The sequence below is a fragment of the Blautia obeum ATCC 29174 genome, assembly GCF_025147765.1.
Lineage (GTDB): Bacteria > Bacillota > Clostridia > Lachnospirales > Lachnospiraceae > Blautia_A > Blautia_A obeum.
Map to the genome: position 1 here is coordinate 67,501 of NZ_CP102265.1, position 16,153 is coordinate 83,653.

The window sequence follows — 16,153 nt, forward strand, 5'->3', positions numbered from 1 at the left end:
CTAAGGTAGCGAAATTCCTTGTCGGGTAAGTTCCGACCCGCACGAAAGGCGTAATGATTTGAGCGCTGTCTCGACAATGCATCCGGTGAAATTGAAGTACCAGTGAAGATGCTGGTTACCTGCGCCAGGACGGAAAGACCCCATGGAGCTTTACTCCAGTTTGGTACTGGGATCCGGTACTGCATGTACAGGATAGGTGGGAGGCTGAGAATCGGTAACGCCAGTTGCCGAGGAGCCGCTGTTGGGATACCACCCTTGCAGTATTGGGTTTCTAACCAGCCGCCGTGACCCGGCGGTGGGACAATGCCAGACGGGGAGTTTGACTGGGGCGGTCGCCTCCGAAAGGGTATCGGAGGCGCCCAAAGGTTCCCTCAGGATGGACGGAAACCATCCAAAGAGTGCAAAGGCAGAAGGGAGCTTGACTGCGACACCGACGGGTGGAGCAGGTACGAAAGTAGGGCTTAGTGATCCGGTGGTATTAAGTGGGAATGCCATCGCTCAACGGATAAAAGCTACCCTGGGGATAACAGGCTTATCACTCCCAAGAGTTCACATCGACGGAGTGGTTTGGCACCTCGATGTCGGCTCATCGCATCCTGGGGCTGTAGTAGGTCCCAAGGGTTGGGCTGTTCGCCCATTAAAGCGGTACGCGAGCTGGGTTCAGAACGTCGTGAGACAGTTCGGTCCCTATCCGGCGTGGGCGTAGGATATCTGAGAGGAGCTGTCCTTAGTACGAGAGGACCGGGATGGACGGGCCGCTGGTGCACCGGTTAGACTGCCAAGTCTATAGCCGGGTAGCCAAGCCCGGAAGGGATAAACGCTGAAGGCATCTAAGCGTGAAGCCCCCCTCAAGATGAGATATCCCATCCGAAAGGAGTAAACCCCCTTGAAGACGACGAGGTCGATAGGGCAGAGGTGGAAGTGTGGTAACACATGGAGCTGACTGCTACTAATAGGGTGAGGGCTTGACCAAGAAAGCATGGTCATAATTGATTCGGTTGGTTGTCAACATGTATGTAGTTTTGAAGGTGTGATACATCTTCTATAGCAAAGAAATTTGCAAGGCCCAGTGGCTCAGTTGGTTAGAGCGCCGCCCTGTCACGGCGGAGGTCGTGAGTTCGAGTCTCATCTGGGTCGTTCATACCGAAGGGTATGTACGCTAATTAAATATGTGGGATCTTAGCTCAGCTGGGAGAGCATCTGCCTTACAAGCAGAGGGTCATAGGTTCGAGCCCTATAGGTCCCATATAAACCATGGGTGGATTCCCGAGTGGCCAAAGGGGGCAGACTGTAAATCTGTTGGCACCGCCTTCGAAGGTTCGAATCCTTCTCCACCCACTAAGCCTTATCATTGGCTAAGCCGATGTGGCTCAATTGGCAGAGCAGCTGATTTGTAATCAGCAGGTTATCGGTTCGAGTCCGATCATCGGCTTTTAATTTTATAATTATCGCGGGGTGGAGCAGTCTGGAAGCTCGTCGGGCTCATAACCCGAAGGTCACAGGTTCAAATCCTGTTCCCGCTATTTTGCCCAGATAGCTCAGTTGGTAGAGCAGAGGACTGAAAATCCTCGTGTCGCTGGTTCGATTCCGGCTCTGGGCATTTGATTTTCCTAAGGGAAGGTCAAATAATTGAATATGGGATATTAGCTCAGTTGGTAGAGCACTTGACTTTTAATCAAGTTGTCCGGGGTTCGAATCCCCGATGTCTCATGAATTTAAGGTACTATCGTTATGATAGTACCTTTTTTGTTGGTGTTTAAAGAATTTCGAGAGAATAAAATACTATTTCACTGTTACACATTTAGTTACAGTGTAAAACAGTTTTGGACATATGGGTTCTATAAATTACGTGTTTGGCATATATTATATTACATGTGTAGTAGTGGGAAGTGCGCAGTCCTGATGCTGGACATGCTGACTGGAACTTAAATGACTGGAAATAGAAGGAGGATCATTATGAAGAAAGTGCGAGAGTGTTTTCATATGCTGATAACCGCGGTCATTTGTCTTATGGTAAGTATGGTTCCTGGAAAGAATGTAACCGCTGCAATAGTTGAAAATAATGTCGCTTCAGAGATTTTATCCACCAGAGAGAAACATATGGCAGACAGATTTACACAGAGTGTTATGGATAAAATGCGTAGTTTGTGGATAAGCAGTTATCTGAAACGTAATCGGATGTGGAAAAAACTCTTTTTCTGGCTTCAGGGACCGGGTGATAGAAAAACAAAAACTGTTTCCTTATTATATAGGAATAAGAAAACAGTTTTTGGAAGTGCTTAAGCTTTTTTCAGTTGAATATTAATAGAACAGATTTCACTGTCAGTGCCGATACGCATTGCCGGCCCCCAGACACCGGCTCCGGAAGTCGTAATATTAGTCATGTTGTCTTTACTTAAAAGACCACATGGATTCTCCCACATCAGTTTGATGGTAAAGTTTCCAGGGAATGTCTGACCGTTATGTGTATGTCCACACAGATCGAGATCTACGCCTGCATCAGCAAGTTCCTGTAATTCTTTTGGCTGATGATCGATCATAATAATGGGTTTGTCCCTGTCCAGTTTTTCGGTAAGCTGGGCGGGGGCTTTTCTAGTTTCATGAATCTTTTCTGTGAGGGAGGCATCTTTGCGTCCGATTACGTAGAATTGATCATTGATCAGAACAGATTCATCTTCCAGTATATGAATATTGGAATCTTCAAGAAATTTTTTCATGCGGGGATCTTTTATGTCGGAAAGATCTCCATCTTTATGTTTAAAGGTAAAGCCTGCAAGAATTTCTTCATTCAGATCATGATTTCCCCAGCAGGCATATACACCATAAGTGGACTTTATGCCACGAAGAGTTTTTTCAAGTTTTTCCGGGTTTCGAATCGCATCGTATTCATTATCAAAAATATCCCCTGCAATACATACCAGATCAGGTTTCTGTTTATTGATCTTACGTACCAGTTCTCTGGCATGGAGAACGCCGGCATTGTAGCCAAAATGTGTATCTGCCAGAAGAACAACTTTCATGGAGGTGCGCTCAGGAATTGTTTTATTTATTATTACGTCATAAGAAGTTGTTTTTATATATTTGGCATGAAAAATTCCACATGCACTTAAGAGAAGGATCAACAGTGCACAGATTGCACCGGCAACTGTAAAAGCTGTTCTGGAATGAATCCATGATGCATGAAATACATATTTCAGAAGGATTCGTCCAAAATCGGCAAGCAGAATGATTACAAGTGTATAGAGAAAGATTCCCAGGAAATAGTTTCCGATTATTTTCAGCATTCGATGAAGAGATTTTGGATTTTTAATAAGAAATCCTGTAAGCAGACTTGTGGAGAGCAATACATAGATTACTGCGAATATAAGTCGAAATCCCAAAGTACGGAGAATACTGTGGCATGTGCCCATCCATAGATATGCCCATCGCAGGATATACAGATTCAACAGCAGGTAAATGGGGGAAAGATAAATTGCAATCATACAGGTCACTCCAATAATTTAGTATTCCTATTATAGCATGAACATATCATTTAAACAGATAAAAATTGTGAAATGATGGTTAAAAGAAACATAGAATACATATAGTATACAAACTACATAAAGGTTATCTGTATGAAAAAAAACAGTCGTATGTATTTTTCAAATATTGTTGTATTGCTGTTGCTTCCGTATTTGATAACGATTCTGATAAATGGATACGATATGGCGGTTCTGAATCAAAAAGCGGATTCTGAGACAGTCTTACCGGTTATTCTGGCACTTCAGATTTCTTCAGATTATGAGCCGGAAACTATAAAAGCACAGGCTGTTATTGCAAGAAGCAATCTGTACAGGAAAATTGGAGAAAAAGAGAGTATAAATAGAAATGGAGATCAAAATAAAAAAGAAAGAGATGCCAGAAGTGAGAAATTTTTTGAGACTTGCCGGGAACTCAGAGATGAACTTCCGTCCTGCTGGAGTGTGTGGGAAAAAGCAGACAAAGTTTATGAAGAGGCAGTAGAAGATACTTCCGGTCAGGTGCTGACATATAATGGGGAATTGAAGCTGGTTCCATATCACCAGATCAGTGCCGGGCAGACGAGAGATGGAGAAACCGCATTTCATAATGAAGAATATGCCTATCTTAAAGCAGTGGACAGTAATTCAGACAAAACAGCACCAGGGTATCTGAATAGTACTTACATAGCGAAGCAGCAGCTTCCGGTGGAATTAAGAATTGTGGAGAGGGAAGACAGCGGGTATGTGGTCAGTCTTATGGCAGATGAAAATATTCTGGAAGCAGAGTCTTTTGTTACGGGGATGGGAATTGCTTCGTCTGATTTTTCCATGCAGAAAACGGGAGAACAGGTACGTTTTTTGAGTAAAGGAAAAGGACATGGGCTTGGTTTTTCTCAGTATGGAGGTAATAAACTGGCAAAAGAGGGAAAAAACTGGAAAGAAATCCTGAATACATATTTTCCTTTGATGGATATTACAAAAAATTAAATAGAACGGTATATTTTGCAGCATTCTGGACACCCTGTAAATATAGTAAAAATGTGACAGCAGACAAAAGGTGTGGTCACGAAACGATTATGAGCAGAGGTGAAAAGAATATGACAAAAGGCAGAATCGCAAAATATGTAGCAAATACGGCCCTTCTGGCAGTTCTGGCAGCGGCCGGCATAGGAGTTTATCAATTGGGAACTTCCGGGAAGGATGAGTCAGTTCCGGAAAAAGTTCCTTCATATTATGATGAAAGTCTGAGTACAGAAAACACGACGGATAATGCTGTAGATGCAGGAACAAGTCTTGTAGAGGCTGAACTGGAAAGTAATATTTCGACAGATCATACGTCAGAGAAAGGAATGAGTCAGACAGAAGGTGAAGATGCAGGAAGTGAAACCACGGAAGCAGGATCTTCATCAACCGAAAGTACATTTACGTCAGAAAGTATACTTTCGGCAGAACAGAGTACAAATGAGAATGGGACAGTGAATACATCTGCAAGTGTACAGGAAGCGCCAAAATTAAGTTTTTCAGAAGATACATTGATGGAATGGCCGGTAGACGGTAATATTCTTATGGATTATAACATGGACCAGACTGTGTATTTTCCAACTTTGGATCAGTATAAACTGAGTCCGGCAATTGCTGTTCAGGCGGTGGAAGGAGCTCCTGTTCTGGCATCTGTTCCGGGAACCGTGTATTCTATTGAAGAAAATGCCCAGACTGGTACAACGGTGACGATGGAGATCGGAAGCGGGTATCAGGCGATTTATGGACAGCTGACAGATTTGACGGTGCAGGAAGGAGATACAGTTAAAGAAGGGGAAGTGATCGGATATATAGGACAGCCGACAAAGTATTACAGCAAGGAAGGCAGTAATCTTTATTTTGCGATGAAGAAAGACGGGGAGCCGGTAGATCCGATTGCCTATCTTCCGTAAGCTATTCACAAAAACAGAATTGGAACGTATAATAAAGCAGGTAGGAATAGTAAAAATTCGCAGCCGGTATTTGCCTGCCTGCCTGTTGTTTCTTAGAGAAAATACAAATCTTTGACCGGCTGCTTTTTATAGAAACGAGAACGGTGGATGGAATTTCAAAATTCCGGAAGCTGTTCTTTACATAGAATGAGGTATTTTATGAACTATACGTATATGGTGAAGTGTGCTGACGGAACACTTTATACAGGTTGGACAAACTGTGTGGAGAAAAGGCTGAAAGCGCATAATGAAGGAAAAGCCGGAGCGAAATATACAAGGGCGAAACGTCCGGTGGAACTTGTATATTATGAGGGATATGCGACAAAAGAAGAAGCAATGAGACGGGAATATGCAATCAAGCAGCTGACAAGAAAAGAAAAACTGAAACTGATGGAGTTCTGGACAGAGACTTCTGCGGACTAATAAAAAATACCCTGCCTCAGACTGGCAGGGTAGATATAAAGCAATACATTACAATAAAGTGGCAGGCACTTCCAAGCATAATAAATACATGAAAGATTTCATGAGAGCCGAAATTTTTGTGACGTGCATTAAATAAAGGAAGTTTCAAACTATAGATCACACCACCGATCGTATAGATGATACCACCGGCAAGAAGCCATCCAAATCCGGCTCGCGGAAGGGAATGAAAGATAGGAACGAAAGCAAGTACACAAAGCCATCCCATTCCAATATAGAGTACGGAAGAAAGCCATTTGGGACATGTGATCCATAATCCTTTGAGAAGAATACCGAGGATTGCGATACTCCATACAAGTGCACAGAGGATATAGCCGGTTCTGTTATGAAGTGCGATGAGACAGATTGGAGTATAACTTCCTGCAATCATAACAAAGATCATCATGTGATCCATTTTTCTGAGCCGACGGTTTACTTTCTCTGTAGAATCTACAGAATGGTAAACCGTACTTGCTGTATAGAGAAGGATCATAGTGAGAATAAAAATAGCAAGTGCTGTAATATGCAGAGGTGCATTTTCACCATGAGCAGCTTTTAAGAGTAAAGGTGCTGCACCGGCTGCTGCAAGAAGTAATGCAATGCCGTGTGTGATAGCACTCCAGGGATCTTTTAATTTAAGTTTCATAATAACGCCTCCTGATGATAGAAATATCGAAAAATATTTAAAAACACATCATGTAGTAATCAATACTACGTATCGAATATATTGAAACTATAACGCACTTGTACATAAAAGTAAAGGGGTATCAGTAAAGTTTATAAAAATATAATATTTTAGACACCAGATGAGTAAAACAGTACTGTTTATTGAAGTACTGTTTTTTTAATGGTATAATTGCATGCAATGGCATAAAAATAATTATGCACAAGCGGTTATCGGAAGGAGATAAACATGAACAAAAAGAAGCTGTTGCAGACTTTATTTCAGATGAATATTTTGATAACTGGTATGAAGAGACGTTAACAAAACTGCAGGCTTATGAAGATGGACAGTAATCTATTTGAGACAATACAGTCTCTGATTACAGAAAGGGAGGATTTCTCTGAATGAGGCAGCACAGGAAACAGGGAAAATCAATTTTTTAATTTATATTTGCGGCAATGCTGATCGTTCTCGGGATAGAAGTGGCACTTTTGATCGGAACACTGTATTTTGGAAATGTAGGAATGCAGATGAATCGTAATGCCATAGAGATTTTGAAGAAACAGGTGGAAAACCGTCAGAATTATCTGCAGAATACGCTGGAAGAAACCCAGAATCTTTCATCCCTGGCAGGAACGATCAATACTGCTGTCGAGAATCAGACTGCAGTGGAGAATATCAGTGTAGAGGAATTGGTAAATAATGAAGATCGAAGTACAGAACTTCTGGAAACAGTCAGTGACAGCCTGATCAATGTGATGAGGCACAGATCTGTAAATGGAATTTTTGTGATTCTGAACACGGATGATATGGATGAATGTGAGATTGATTCGTTTATGCCCTGTGTTTACATCAGAGATCAGGATCCGACAACGACTGCATCGGAAAGAAATTATGATCTACTGCTGGAACGTTCTCCTGTAAAGCTGGTAAAATCGCTGAGAATTTCTACGGACAGAGGATGGATGCCGGCGATCAAATATAAGGGTTATGGCAAAAATGGAATTGTTTATCCTGTTTTCCAGACTGCATATAAAGACAGTGAAAAGCTGAATGTATCTGATTATGGACACTGGACACCGGTATCATATACACTTGAGGGAGATGATCGTCCTGTTATTGCATATTCGATACCGTTGATTCTGTCTGATGGAACGGTTTATGGTGTTGTCGGTGTAGAAATGATGACAAGCTATATTCAGGAACTGATTCCATATGAAGAACTGCAAAACAGTGGGACTGGAACTTATCTGCTGGCTGAAACCGCAGACACACTCAGTGATTCTGAGATTTCTGTAAATGTAATAAATCCTTCTTCCAGAAGCAATAGATGGTTAAGTATTCCGGATGAAGAGATTAAAATGACACGTACGGAAAAAAATATCTATGAGGCAGAGATATGGAAGGATAATTATATTGCTTCTGTCTATCCACTGACTCTTTATAATAAGAATGCCCCGTTTTCGGATGAGCAGTGGCTTCTTGTCGGAATTGTACAGGATAAAAATCTGTATACATTTACAAATCATGTTATGCTTCTTGTGAAACTGACGATCTTTGCGACATTACTGTTTGGTCTGCTCAGCAGCTTTATAGTAAGTCGCCGCCTGGCAAAACCGGTAGCGAGCTTATCGGATGAAGTAGAAGCGGCACAACAAAATCAGGGAAGCATTCCAAATCTGTCAGAAACAGGGATTCGTGAACTGGATAAGTTTTCTACTGCGATCACTGGACTGAGCAGAGAAGTGCTGAACACATCTACCAAATTTCTGCGGATCATGGAAATGGCAAGTGTAGAGATTGGAGGATATGAACTCCGGTTTGATACAGGAAGTGTTTTTTATACGGAGAACTTTTTCTCTATACTGGGAATTCCGTTAAGCGCGGAGCTCCCCATGAATATAGAAAAATTCAGAGAGATTTTAAAAGAGTATACAGAAAAGAATCTTTATAAAACAAAATCAGGTAGCACAAAACTGTACTGTATCCGAATTCCGGAAAAAGGTGTTCGTTATGTGCGAATGGAAGTCAAAAATGAGAACTGGGTACAGATCGGTCTCGTGGAAGATGTAACTGTTTCTATGAGAGAACGCCTTCGTATTGAACATGAACGAGATTATGATACGTTGACAGGCCTCTATAACAGACGTGCATTCAAACGTGAAAGCGAATCCATCTTTGGCAGAAGAAAAAAAATCAGACATGCTGCATTTATTATGTTGGATCTGGATAACCTGAAATACATCAATGACACATTTGGACATGACTGGGGAGATGAGTATATCCGCCAGGCGGGCATGTGTCTGGAAGAAGGCACTCCGAAAGGAACCTTGTGTGCACATATTTCAGGAGATGAATTTAATATTTTGTTTTATGGTTATGAGAGTCAGAATGCGATTCGTGAGGAAATCAGTAAACTGCAAAGAGAAATTTCTTCCAGGATCATCCGTCTTCCGGACGGACAGGAATTCCACTTAAGTATCTCCGGAGGAATTGCATGGTATCCGGAGGACAGTAACAGCCTCGGTGTTATGAGAAAACATGCAGATTTTGCCATGTATCAGGTAAAACAGACAGATAAGGGAAGAATTGCAGAATTTGACCAGAAGGCATATGAAGAGAAATACCGTGACAGTCAGATTCGTAAAGAATTTCATCGTTTTGTTAAAGAAGAGCTGGTTACTTACTATTTCCAGCCGATCATATCGGCAAAAACAGGTAAGATTGAAGCATATGAGGCATTGATGCGTGCCAATCTTCCAATATTAAAACGACCGGATGTGGTTATGAAGATCGCACGTGAAGAGGGTGCATTGCGTGAAATTGAACGAATGACCATGTTCCGGGCGACAGAAGCCTTTGCTGATCTCAGGGAAAAGAAACGAATCAAAGGCGATGCGCTTCTGTTTATCAATTCTATTGCGAGTCAGCATATGGCAGCAAAAGATGAGATAGAATTTAATAATCGTTATGCAGAGTTGCAGAAACAGATTGTTATTGAGATCACAGAAGAAGAATCTATTGATTATCATGCACTGGAAACAAAGAAAAATGCACTAGGATTTGAGGGTGCTTTTGCACTGGATGACTACGGAAGTGGATACAGTAACGAGAAGAGTCTTCTTGATCTGGCACCGAAGTATATCAAAGTAGATCTTTCGATCATCCGTGATATTGATACGGATCCGGATAAACAGCAGATTGTGGAAAATATTGTCGCATATGCACATAAACGTGATATGAAGATCGTTGCAGAGGGACTTGAAACACCGGAGGAGATCCAGAAAGTACTGGAACTGGAAGTTGATCTTCTGCAGGGATTTTATCTGGCACGTCCGGAACCAGTTCCTGGAAATATCAATGAAGATGCACTGAAAATAATTGCGGCGTTTTATAAGTAAAGTACATAATTCTCCTTTTTTTCCATATAATATCCATACATCACCTGGGGCAGATTCAGGAGAAGATATAAAATACGGAAAAACAACAGGAGGAACATAAAGCACATGAAAGCTACAGGAATCGTCCGGCGCATTGATGATCTTGGAAGAGTTGTTATTCCAAAGGAGATTCGGCGTACACTACGGATTAAAGAAGGAACTCCGCTTGAAATTTTTACAGATAAAGAGGGGGAAGTGATCTTAAAGAAATACTCCCCGATTGGAGAGTTGAGTGTTTTTGCAAAAGAATATGCAGAATCGCTGGCACAGACAACAGGTATGATCGCATGTATTACGGATCATGATCAGGTGGTTGCCGCATCCGGACAGGGCAGCAGGGAACTGATGGGAAAGGCAATCAGTAAAGAACTGGATCGAGTGATCACGGAGAGAGAAATGAAATGTTATCATACAGGAGAAAGAAAAATACTGCCGCTTGTGGAAAATCAGAAAGAATCCTCATCAGAGCTGATCGTACAGCCAATCATTTGTTCCGGTGATGCGATTGGTTCTGTGGCGCTGGTTGGAAAAAGTGCAGGAGAAAGATTTGGAAATTCAGAGCAAATGCTGGTAAAAACAGCAGCAGGATTTCTTGGACGTCAAATGGAACAATAAAAGGGGGCTGTGAGCCCCCTTTAGCATTTTTCGGCAATATCGTAGAGCAGACGTTCTGTATCTTCCCATCCCAGACAAGGATCGGTGATAGAACAGCCAGGAGTCATATGGTCGCTGATATCCTGACGGCCTTCCAGCAGATAACTTTCAATCATGACACCCTTGACGAGTTTTCTTACATCAGGATTGTAGTTGCGGCTGTGAAGCACTTCACTTACAATACGAATCTGTTCTTTGTATTGTTTGCCGGAGTTAGAATGGTTGACATCCACGATAACGGCCGGATTTTGCAGATCTTTTTTGCTGTATAAGTCATAAAGACGCATGAGATCTTCGTAATGATAATTAGGGATTGTCTGGCCATATTTATCAACGCCGCCGCGGAGAATCGTGTGTGCCAGAGGATTACCACTTGTTTCCACATCACATCCACGGTAAATGAAATGATGTGGATGCTGGGCAGCGATTACGGAGTTCAGCATAACAGACAGGTCACCGCTGGTAGGATTCTTCATACCAACCGGGATATCCATACCGCTGGCAGTCAGACGATGCTGCTGGTTTTCTACGGAACGTGCACCGATTGCTTCATAAGAAAGAACATCATCCAGGTAGCTGCGGTTTTCCGGATAGAGCATTTCATCTGCAGAAGAAAGACCGGTTTCCTGAAGTACGCGGATATGCATTTTGCGGATTGCAATGATTCCGGCAAGGAGATCCGGTGCTTTATCCGGCTCCGGCTGATGGAGCATTCCTTTGTAGCCATCACCGGTAGTACGAGGTTTGTTTGTATATACTCGTGGGATGATCATTAATTTATCGGAAACTTTGTCAGAAACTTTTTTCAGGCGATTTACATATTCACATACGGTATCTTCGTTATCTGCAGAACATGGTCCGACCAGAACGACGAATTTATCGGATTCACCTGTGAAAATACGGCGGATTTCTTCATCACGCTGTTGTTTGATTGATTTCTGTTCGTTGCTGAGCGGGTACTCATTTTTCAGAACCTCCGGAATTGGAAGTTCATGATTAATCTTGATAGACATTGTATATTTCCTCCATGGTTCCTTTGTGCAGGAACATTTTTTTCAACTGAATAACAGTATAGCACGTCATCTGAAAAAAATAAAGGAAATTAACGCGTTAAACTGCCATAGTGCAACACTTGATCAGTCGAGAGCCTTTTCACTCATTTCTTCGAGCAGGTTTTTCTTGAGATCATATAATTTCTGAGAAAGGTCTACGTATACTTTCTGCGGATTTACAAGACGGCGGGATTCATCCCACAGGGTATTCTGCTCTTTCTGGCAGTATTCACGCAGATCCATAACTTCGGGAGAAGTATAGACACGTTTACCTTCGCGGATGACCGGAACCAGAAGTTCACGGAGTTCATAGGTGCCGCCCAGAACCTTGGTCTTTTTCCAGGTATCTGCAGGGTCAAAAATAATCATGGTTTCTTCCGGATCAAAGACTTCATCAGCCAGGCAGATCAGGTCAGCCTTAATCTTACCGGTAGACTTGCTGTAAATACGGTAAACTGTTTTATTGCCCGGATTTGTGACTTTTTCGGTGTTTTCGGACAGTTTGATCTTTGGTGTAAAGTTTGTACTGTCTGCATCTTTGACTGCAGCAAGTTTGTATACACCACCGAATGCCGGATTATCTTTACTCGTGATGAGGTTGGTTCCAACACCCCAGGAATTGATCTTGGCATCCTGCGTCTTAAGACTGTCGATCAGATATTCGTCCAGATCACTGGATGCGGAAATGGTAGCATCATCGAATCCGGCAGCAGCCAGCATCTTGTAGGCTTCTTTGGAAAGATATGCAAGGTCACCGCTGTCAATACGGATACCATAGTGTGTAAGTTTGATACCTTCTTCTCTCATTTCTTCGAAGACACGGATCGCATTCGGAACACCGGATTTCAGGACATCATAAGTATCTACCAGCAGTGTGCAGGAATTTGGATACATTTTGGCGTATGTTTTGAAAGCTGTGTATTCATCTGGGAAGCTCATGATCCAGCTGTGGGCATGTGTTCCCAGAACCGGTACGTTAAACATCTGTCCGGTCAGTACGTTGGAAGTTCCGGCGCATCCACCGATGACAGCTGCACGTGCACCATAGATACCGGCATCCGGACCCTGTGCACGACGCAGGCCGAATTCCATGATTCCGTCCCCACGGGCTGCATAGCAGACTCTGGCTGCTTTGGTAGCAATCAGACTCTGATGATTGATAATATTCAGGATTGCGGTTTCTACAAGCTGTGCTTCCATGATCGGAGCGATTACTTTGACGAGTGGTTCTCGGGGAAATACTACAGTTCCCTCCGGAATAGCATAAATATCTCCGGTAAATTTGAAAGATCTTAAATATTCCAGAAAATCGTCTTCAAAGATATGAAGGCTTCTGAGATATTCGATATCATCGTCTGTAAAATGAAGATTTTCAATATATTCGATCATCTGTTCCAGACCTGCTGTGATCGCAAAGCTGCCACCGCATGGATTGACACGATAAAACATATCAAAAATTACAGTCTGATTGGTTGGATTCTTGAAATAGCCCTGCATCATGGTCAATTCATATAAATCGGTGAGCAGGGTCAGATTAGTTGCTCTCATCTGATTTCTCCTTTTTTATTTGCTAAGGTGAACTTATTATGCTTATTACTGTAAATAGTAGTTTTCATTATACCATTATTCCCGTAGAACGGCATTAAAATTTTACATAATATAAGAAGAAAAAAAAATTGGAGAAATTTAAAAAAAATTAAAAAAAGGGGTTGCTTTTTTTGAATGCCTGTAATATAATAACATTCGTCGCGAGCGATGAGCGAGCGAAAACAAATAAAGGGCTATCGCCAAACGGTAAGGCAACGGACTCTGACTCCGTCAGTTCAAGGTTCGAATCCTTGTAGCCCTGCTAAGTTGAGCACCTCGGAAGAGGTGCTTTTTTACTATATCAAATTAAAAAGAATATTGGCAGGAGGAGGGGGAACTCGTGGCAATAAAAATCAGGGTTGATGCAAAAAAAATGGAAGACCTGTTGAGGAATTTTTATCTGATTACAGGAATCAGAATCGTAGTATTCGATGACAATTTTGAAAAAATTGCAGAATATCCGGGGAATCATTGCGGATATTGCAAAATCGTACGAAAAGATCCGAATGCGAGGGCACTGTGTAAGATTTCGGATATAAAGGGATGTGGAGAATGCAAAAAGCTTAAAAAGCTTCATATATATGAATGTCATGCCGGGTTAATGGAAGCAGTAGCACCTTTAACATAATATATAGCAAGAATTCTCCTTCCTCTACAGGTGGGAGATGAATTGTAAAAAATAAAAAAGAACATTTGTTTGGCAACGCAATCCATGGTATAATAGAATCAGTCGATAAGATAAGGTAATTATTCAAAAAAGGACTGGTTTTATGGAAAATATGGATTACAATGCACATTCAGTGTACTTGATGTATTATCACCTGATTATGGTGGTGAAATATCGAAGAAAAGTTATCAATGATCCAATTTCAGAAAGAGCAAAGGAAATATGGGGATATATTGCCCCACGGTATGGAATTGTTTTGGAGGAATGGAATCATGATATTGACCATGTGCATGTAATGTTTCGTGCACAGCCTAAAACAGAACTCAGTAAATTTATCAATGCTTATAAAAGTGCCAGCAGCAGGCTGCTGAAAAAAGAGTATCCGGAAATCCGGGAAAAACTTTGGAAAGAAACATTCTGGAGCCAGAGTTTCTGCCTTTTGACGGCAGGAGTGGTACCAGTAGAAGTGATCCGTCAATACATCGAAAACCAGGGAGAGAAAAAGAATTGAACATAGCATATCGTTTCCGGATTTATCCAACAGAAGAACAGAAGATACTCCTTGGAAAAACATTTGGTTGCTGTCGTTTTCTGTATAACCAGATGCTTAATGACAAGATCCAGGAGTATAAAAAAACAAAAAAGATGTTAAAGAATACACCAGCTATGTATAAAAAGGCGTATCCATTCCTGAAAGAAGTTGATTCGCTGGCCCTAGCAAATGTTCAGCTTCATCTGGAGAAAGCATATAAGAACTTTTTCCGTGATCCGAAGGTTGGATTTCCGCGTTTCAAGTCAAAACATCATTCCAAAAACAGCTACACAACAAATGTGGTCAACGGAAATATTCTGGTAGAAGGTAACCGGATCCGGCTTCCGAAATTAAAATGGATCTCCATGAAAAAACACAGGGAGCCTGCAGAAAACTGTCGTCTGAAATCAGTGACAGTCAGTATGGAGCCATCTGGAAAGTATTTTGCAAGCCTGCTGTATGAAGGATACAGCTGCGAAAACCAAGCAGCAGATAAGGATTACAGCAATGCAAAAATACTGGGGATTGATTATGCGATGCAGGGGATGGCAGTGTTTTCAGAAGAGATCGAGCTTGAAAAAGCAGGGTTCTTCAGAAAAAATGAAAAAAGGCTGGCAAGGGAACAGCGTAAACTGTCAAGATGTGTAAAAGGGAGCCACAATTATGTGCGGCAGAAAAAGAAAGTTGCCAGATGCCATGAAAAAATACGCAGCCAGAGAAGAGATTATCTGCACAAACTGAGCCGCAGGATCACAGACCAGTATGATATAGTCGCGGTAGAAGATATTGATATGAAAGCGATGAGCCAGTGCCTGCATTTTGGGAAAAGTGTACAGGATAATGGATACGGGATGTTCCGGAATATGCTGGATTATAAGCTTGCCTGGAAGGGAAAAGAATTAGTAAAGGTAGACCGCTTTTTCCCTTCAAGTAAAAAATGCAGTAAATGTGGAAAGATAAAAAAAGAGTTGAAATTATCCGAAAGAGTTTACCGCTGTACGTGTGGAAATGAGATGGACAGAGATCGAAATGCAGCAATCAACATCCGTGAAGAGGCAAGAAGGATGCTGGCAGCATAAATTGTCCGTATCCGGACAATAAGAAAGAAAATATGCCCGTGTCCGGGCAAAAGAAATCGCGGGGCACGCGAGGATAGCTTGTAGATACTTGGCTCAGTAGAGCCATTGAGCAAGAAGCCCCCACTTCAAAATCAGAGATTTAAGTGGTGGGAGCATGTCACAAGTAGGTGATATAATCATCGGATATCTTATGCTTGGGCAGTTGATTCTGGAGGATGGGCAGAACAGGCGACAGAAGTGGAACAGAATGTACGACAGAGTGAAAAATTATGAGATTGATTTTGAAGCTCTGGAAAACAGTTTCTGGAAGAAAAATAACCTGACACAGGAAAAATTATATGCAGTTGCCAAACTTATGGAAAGCTGCGCCAGTCATTTATATGTGACGGAAACGATATCAGTGGAAGAGGAAGATCTTTCTCGACGAATTGAAGCCTATATTATGAAGAAAATTCATAAAGGTGCAGAAATTACAATTGAAGATATATGCGATGAATTTGAAATACGCTGAACAAAATTACTATTATATGGTTAAAATGCACTATAAAT

General features: G+C 41.8%; 15 protein-coding genes, 8 tRNA genes and 1 rRNA gene (1 of these 24 cut by a window edge). 20 read left to right on the forward strand and 4 right to left on the reverse strand.

The window, feature by feature from the left end; genetic code table 11:
* From NQ503_RS00260 to NQ503_RS00300, 9 genes are all read left to right on the forward strand, one after another.
* A 23S ribosomal RNA gene (locus tag NQ503_RS00260) occupies window positions 1–973 on the forward strand; it begins 1,911 nt to the left of the window's first position.
* Window positions 974–1,063: 90 nt separating this feature from the next.
* A tRNA-Asp gene (locus tag NQ503_RS00265) sits at window positions 1,064–1,137 on the forward strand.
* Between the two features lie 36 nt (window positions 1,138–1,173).
* Window positions 1,174–1,246 (forward strand) — tRNA-Val (locus tag NQ503_RS00270).
* A 10-nt stretch (window positions 1,247–1,256) separates the two neighbouring features.
* Window positions 1,257–1,338, forward strand: a tRNA-Tyr gene (locus NQ503_RS00275).
* Between the two features lie 21 nt (window positions 1,339–1,359).
* Window positions 1,360–1,432 (forward strand) — tRNA-Thr (locus NQ503_RS00280).
* A gap of 17 nt (window positions 1,433–1,449) precedes the next feature.
* A tRNA-Met gene (locus NQ503_RS00285) sits at window positions 1,450–1,523 on the forward strand.
* Between the two features lie 4 nt (window positions 1,524–1,527).
* Window positions 1,528–1,600: transfer RNA gene (locus NQ503_RS00290), tRNA-Phe, on the forward strand.
* Between the two features lie 37 nt (window positions 1,601–1,637).
* Window positions 1,638–1,710 (forward strand) — tRNA-Lys (locus tag NQ503_RS00295).
* Window positions 1,711–1,956: 246 nt separating this feature from the next.
* Complete coding sequence (locus tag NQ503_RS00300) at window positions 1,957–2,283, forward strand: hypothetical protein (RefSeq protein WP_044925774.1); 327 nt, start codon at window positions 1,957–1,959, stop codon at window positions 2,281–2,283.
* On the opposite strand, the gene NQ503_RS00305 is transcribed toward NQ503_RS00300, so the two are convergent.
* Entirely contained in the window at window positions 2,280–3,482 is a 1,203-nt protein-coding gene (locus tag NQ503_RS00305) for a metallophosphoesterase (protein ID WP_005425549.1), read from the reverse strand. The two genes, NQ503_RS00300 and NQ503_RS00305, sit on opposite strands and share 4 nt — an antisense overlap.
* 132 nt (window positions 3,483–3,614) lie before the next feature.
* On the opposite strand from NQ503_RS00305, the gene NQ503_RS00310 reads away from it, so the two are divergent.
* From NQ503_RS00310 to NQ503_RS00320, 3 genes are all read left to right on the forward strand, one after another.
* Complete coding sequence (locus tag NQ503_RS00310; protein WP_005425548.1) at window positions 3,615–4,487, forward strand: SpoIID/LytB domain-containing protein; 873 nt, start codon at window positions 3,615–3,617, stop codon at window positions 4,485–4,487.
* Between the two features lie 110 nt (window positions 4,488–4,597).
* On the forward strand, window positions 4,598–5,431 hold the full coding sequence (locus NQ503_RS00315) for a M23 family metallopeptidase (RefSeq protein ID WP_022388488.1): 834 nt from the start codon (window positions 4,598–4,600) through the stop codon (window positions 5,429–5,431).
* Between the two features lie 198 nt (window positions 5,432–5,629).
* The gene (locus NQ503_RS00320) at window positions 5,630–5,893 is read left to right on the forward strand and encodes a GIY-YIG nuclease family protein (RefSeq protein ID WP_022388487.1); all 264 of its coding nucleotides are present in this window, start codon (window positions 5,630–5,632) and stop codon (window positions 5,891–5,893) included.
* A gap of 16 nt (window positions 5,894–5,909) precedes the next feature.
* Here NQ503_RS00320 and trhA read toward each other — a convergent pair whose 3' ends face one another.
* Complete coding sequence (gene trhA, locus NQ503_RS00325; RefSeq protein WP_005425545.1) at window positions 5,910–6,575, reverse strand: PAQR family membrane homeostasis protein TrhA; 666 nt, start codon at window positions 6,573–6,575, stop codon at window positions 5,910–5,912.
* A 236-nt stretch (window positions 6,576–6,811) separates the two neighbouring features.
* Here trhA and NQ503_RS00330 point away from each other — a divergent pair, with 236 nt between their 5' ends.
* The 3 genes from NQ503_RS00330 to spoVT all read left to right on the forward strand — a co-directional run bounded on the left by NQ503_RS00330 (window position 6,812) and on the right by spoVT (window position 10,648).
* Window positions 6,812–6,946 (forward strand): hypothetical protein, encoded by a 135-nt coding sequence (locus NQ503_RS00330; protein ID WP_005425544.1) that lies wholly within the window; start codon window positions 6,812–6,814, stop codon window positions 6,944–6,946.
* Window positions 6,947–7,084: 138 nt separating this feature from the next.
* Window positions 7,085–9,994: a bifunctional diguanylate cyclase/phosphodiesterase gene (locus NQ503_RS00335; RefSeq protein WP_330671187.1), complete on the forward strand. Its 2,910-nt coding sequence runs from the start codon at window positions 7,085–7,087 to the stop codon at window positions 9,992–9,994.
* 105 nt (window positions 9,995–10,099) lie between these two features.
* Window positions 10,100–10,648 (forward strand): stage V sporulation protein T, encoded by a 549-nt coding sequence (spoVT, locus tag NQ503_RS00340; RefSeq protein ID WP_005425540.1) that lies wholly within the window; start codon window positions 10,100–10,102, stop codon window positions 10,646–10,648.
* Between the two features lie 20 nt (window positions 10,649–10,668).
* Here spoVT and NQ503_RS00345 read toward each other — a convergent pair whose 3' ends face one another.
* Window positions 10,669–11,700 (reverse strand): 3-deoxy-7-phosphoheptulonate synthase, encoded by a 1,032-nt coding sequence (locus NQ503_RS00345; protein ID WP_005425539.1) that lies wholly within the window; start codon window positions 11,698–11,700, stop codon window positions 10,669–10,671.
* Between the two features lie 123 nt (window positions 11,701–11,823).
* Window positions 11,824–13,287, reverse strand: coding sequence for a nicotinate phosphoribosyltransferase (locus tag NQ503_RS00350; protein ID WP_005425538.1), 1,464 nt, complete (start codon window positions 13,285–13,287; stop codon window positions 11,824–11,826).
* Window positions 13,288–13,516: 229 nt separating this feature from the next.
* Between NQ503_RS00350 and NQ503_RS00355 the strand changes: the two genes are divergently transcribed.
* The 5 genes from NQ503_RS00355 (at window position 13,517) to NQ503_RS00375 (ending at window position 16,115) form a co-directional block, all read left to right on the forward strand.
* Window positions 13,517–13,588: transfer RNA gene (locus NQ503_RS00355), tRNA-Gln, on the forward strand.
* Between the two features lie 78 nt (window positions 13,589–13,666).
* A complete protein-coding gene (locus NQ503_RS00360) occupies window positions 13,667–13,954 on the forward strand; it encodes a PocR ligand-binding domain-containing protein (RefSeq protein ID WP_055056904.1) in 288 nt (95 codons plus the stop codon).
* Between the two features lie 142 nt (window positions 13,955–14,096).
* Window positions 14,097–14,504 carry an IS200/IS605 family transposase gene (tnpA, locus tag NQ503_RS00365; protein ID WP_055056905.1) on the forward strand — a complete coding sequence of 136 codons (408 nt, stop codon included), beginning with the start codon at window positions 14,097–14,099 and terminating at the stop codon, window positions 14,502–14,504.
* The gene (locus NQ503_RS00370; protein ID WP_055056906.1) at window positions 14,501–15,604 is read left to right on the forward strand and encodes an RNA-guided endonuclease TnpB family protein; all 1,104 of its coding nucleotides are present in this window, start codon (window positions 14,501–14,503) and stop codon (window positions 15,602–15,604) included. Before tnpA ends, NQ503_RS00370 begins: the two co-directional genes overlap by 4 nt.
* A 154-nt stretch (window positions 15,605–15,758) precedes the next feature.
* Window positions 15,759–16,115, forward strand: a complete 357-nt coding sequence (locus NQ503_RS00375; protein ID WP_005421506.1) for a PocR ligand-binding domain-containing protein — start codon at window positions 15,759–15,761, stop codon at window positions 16,113–16,115.
* Window positions 16,116–16,153: the final 38 nt, after the last annotated feature.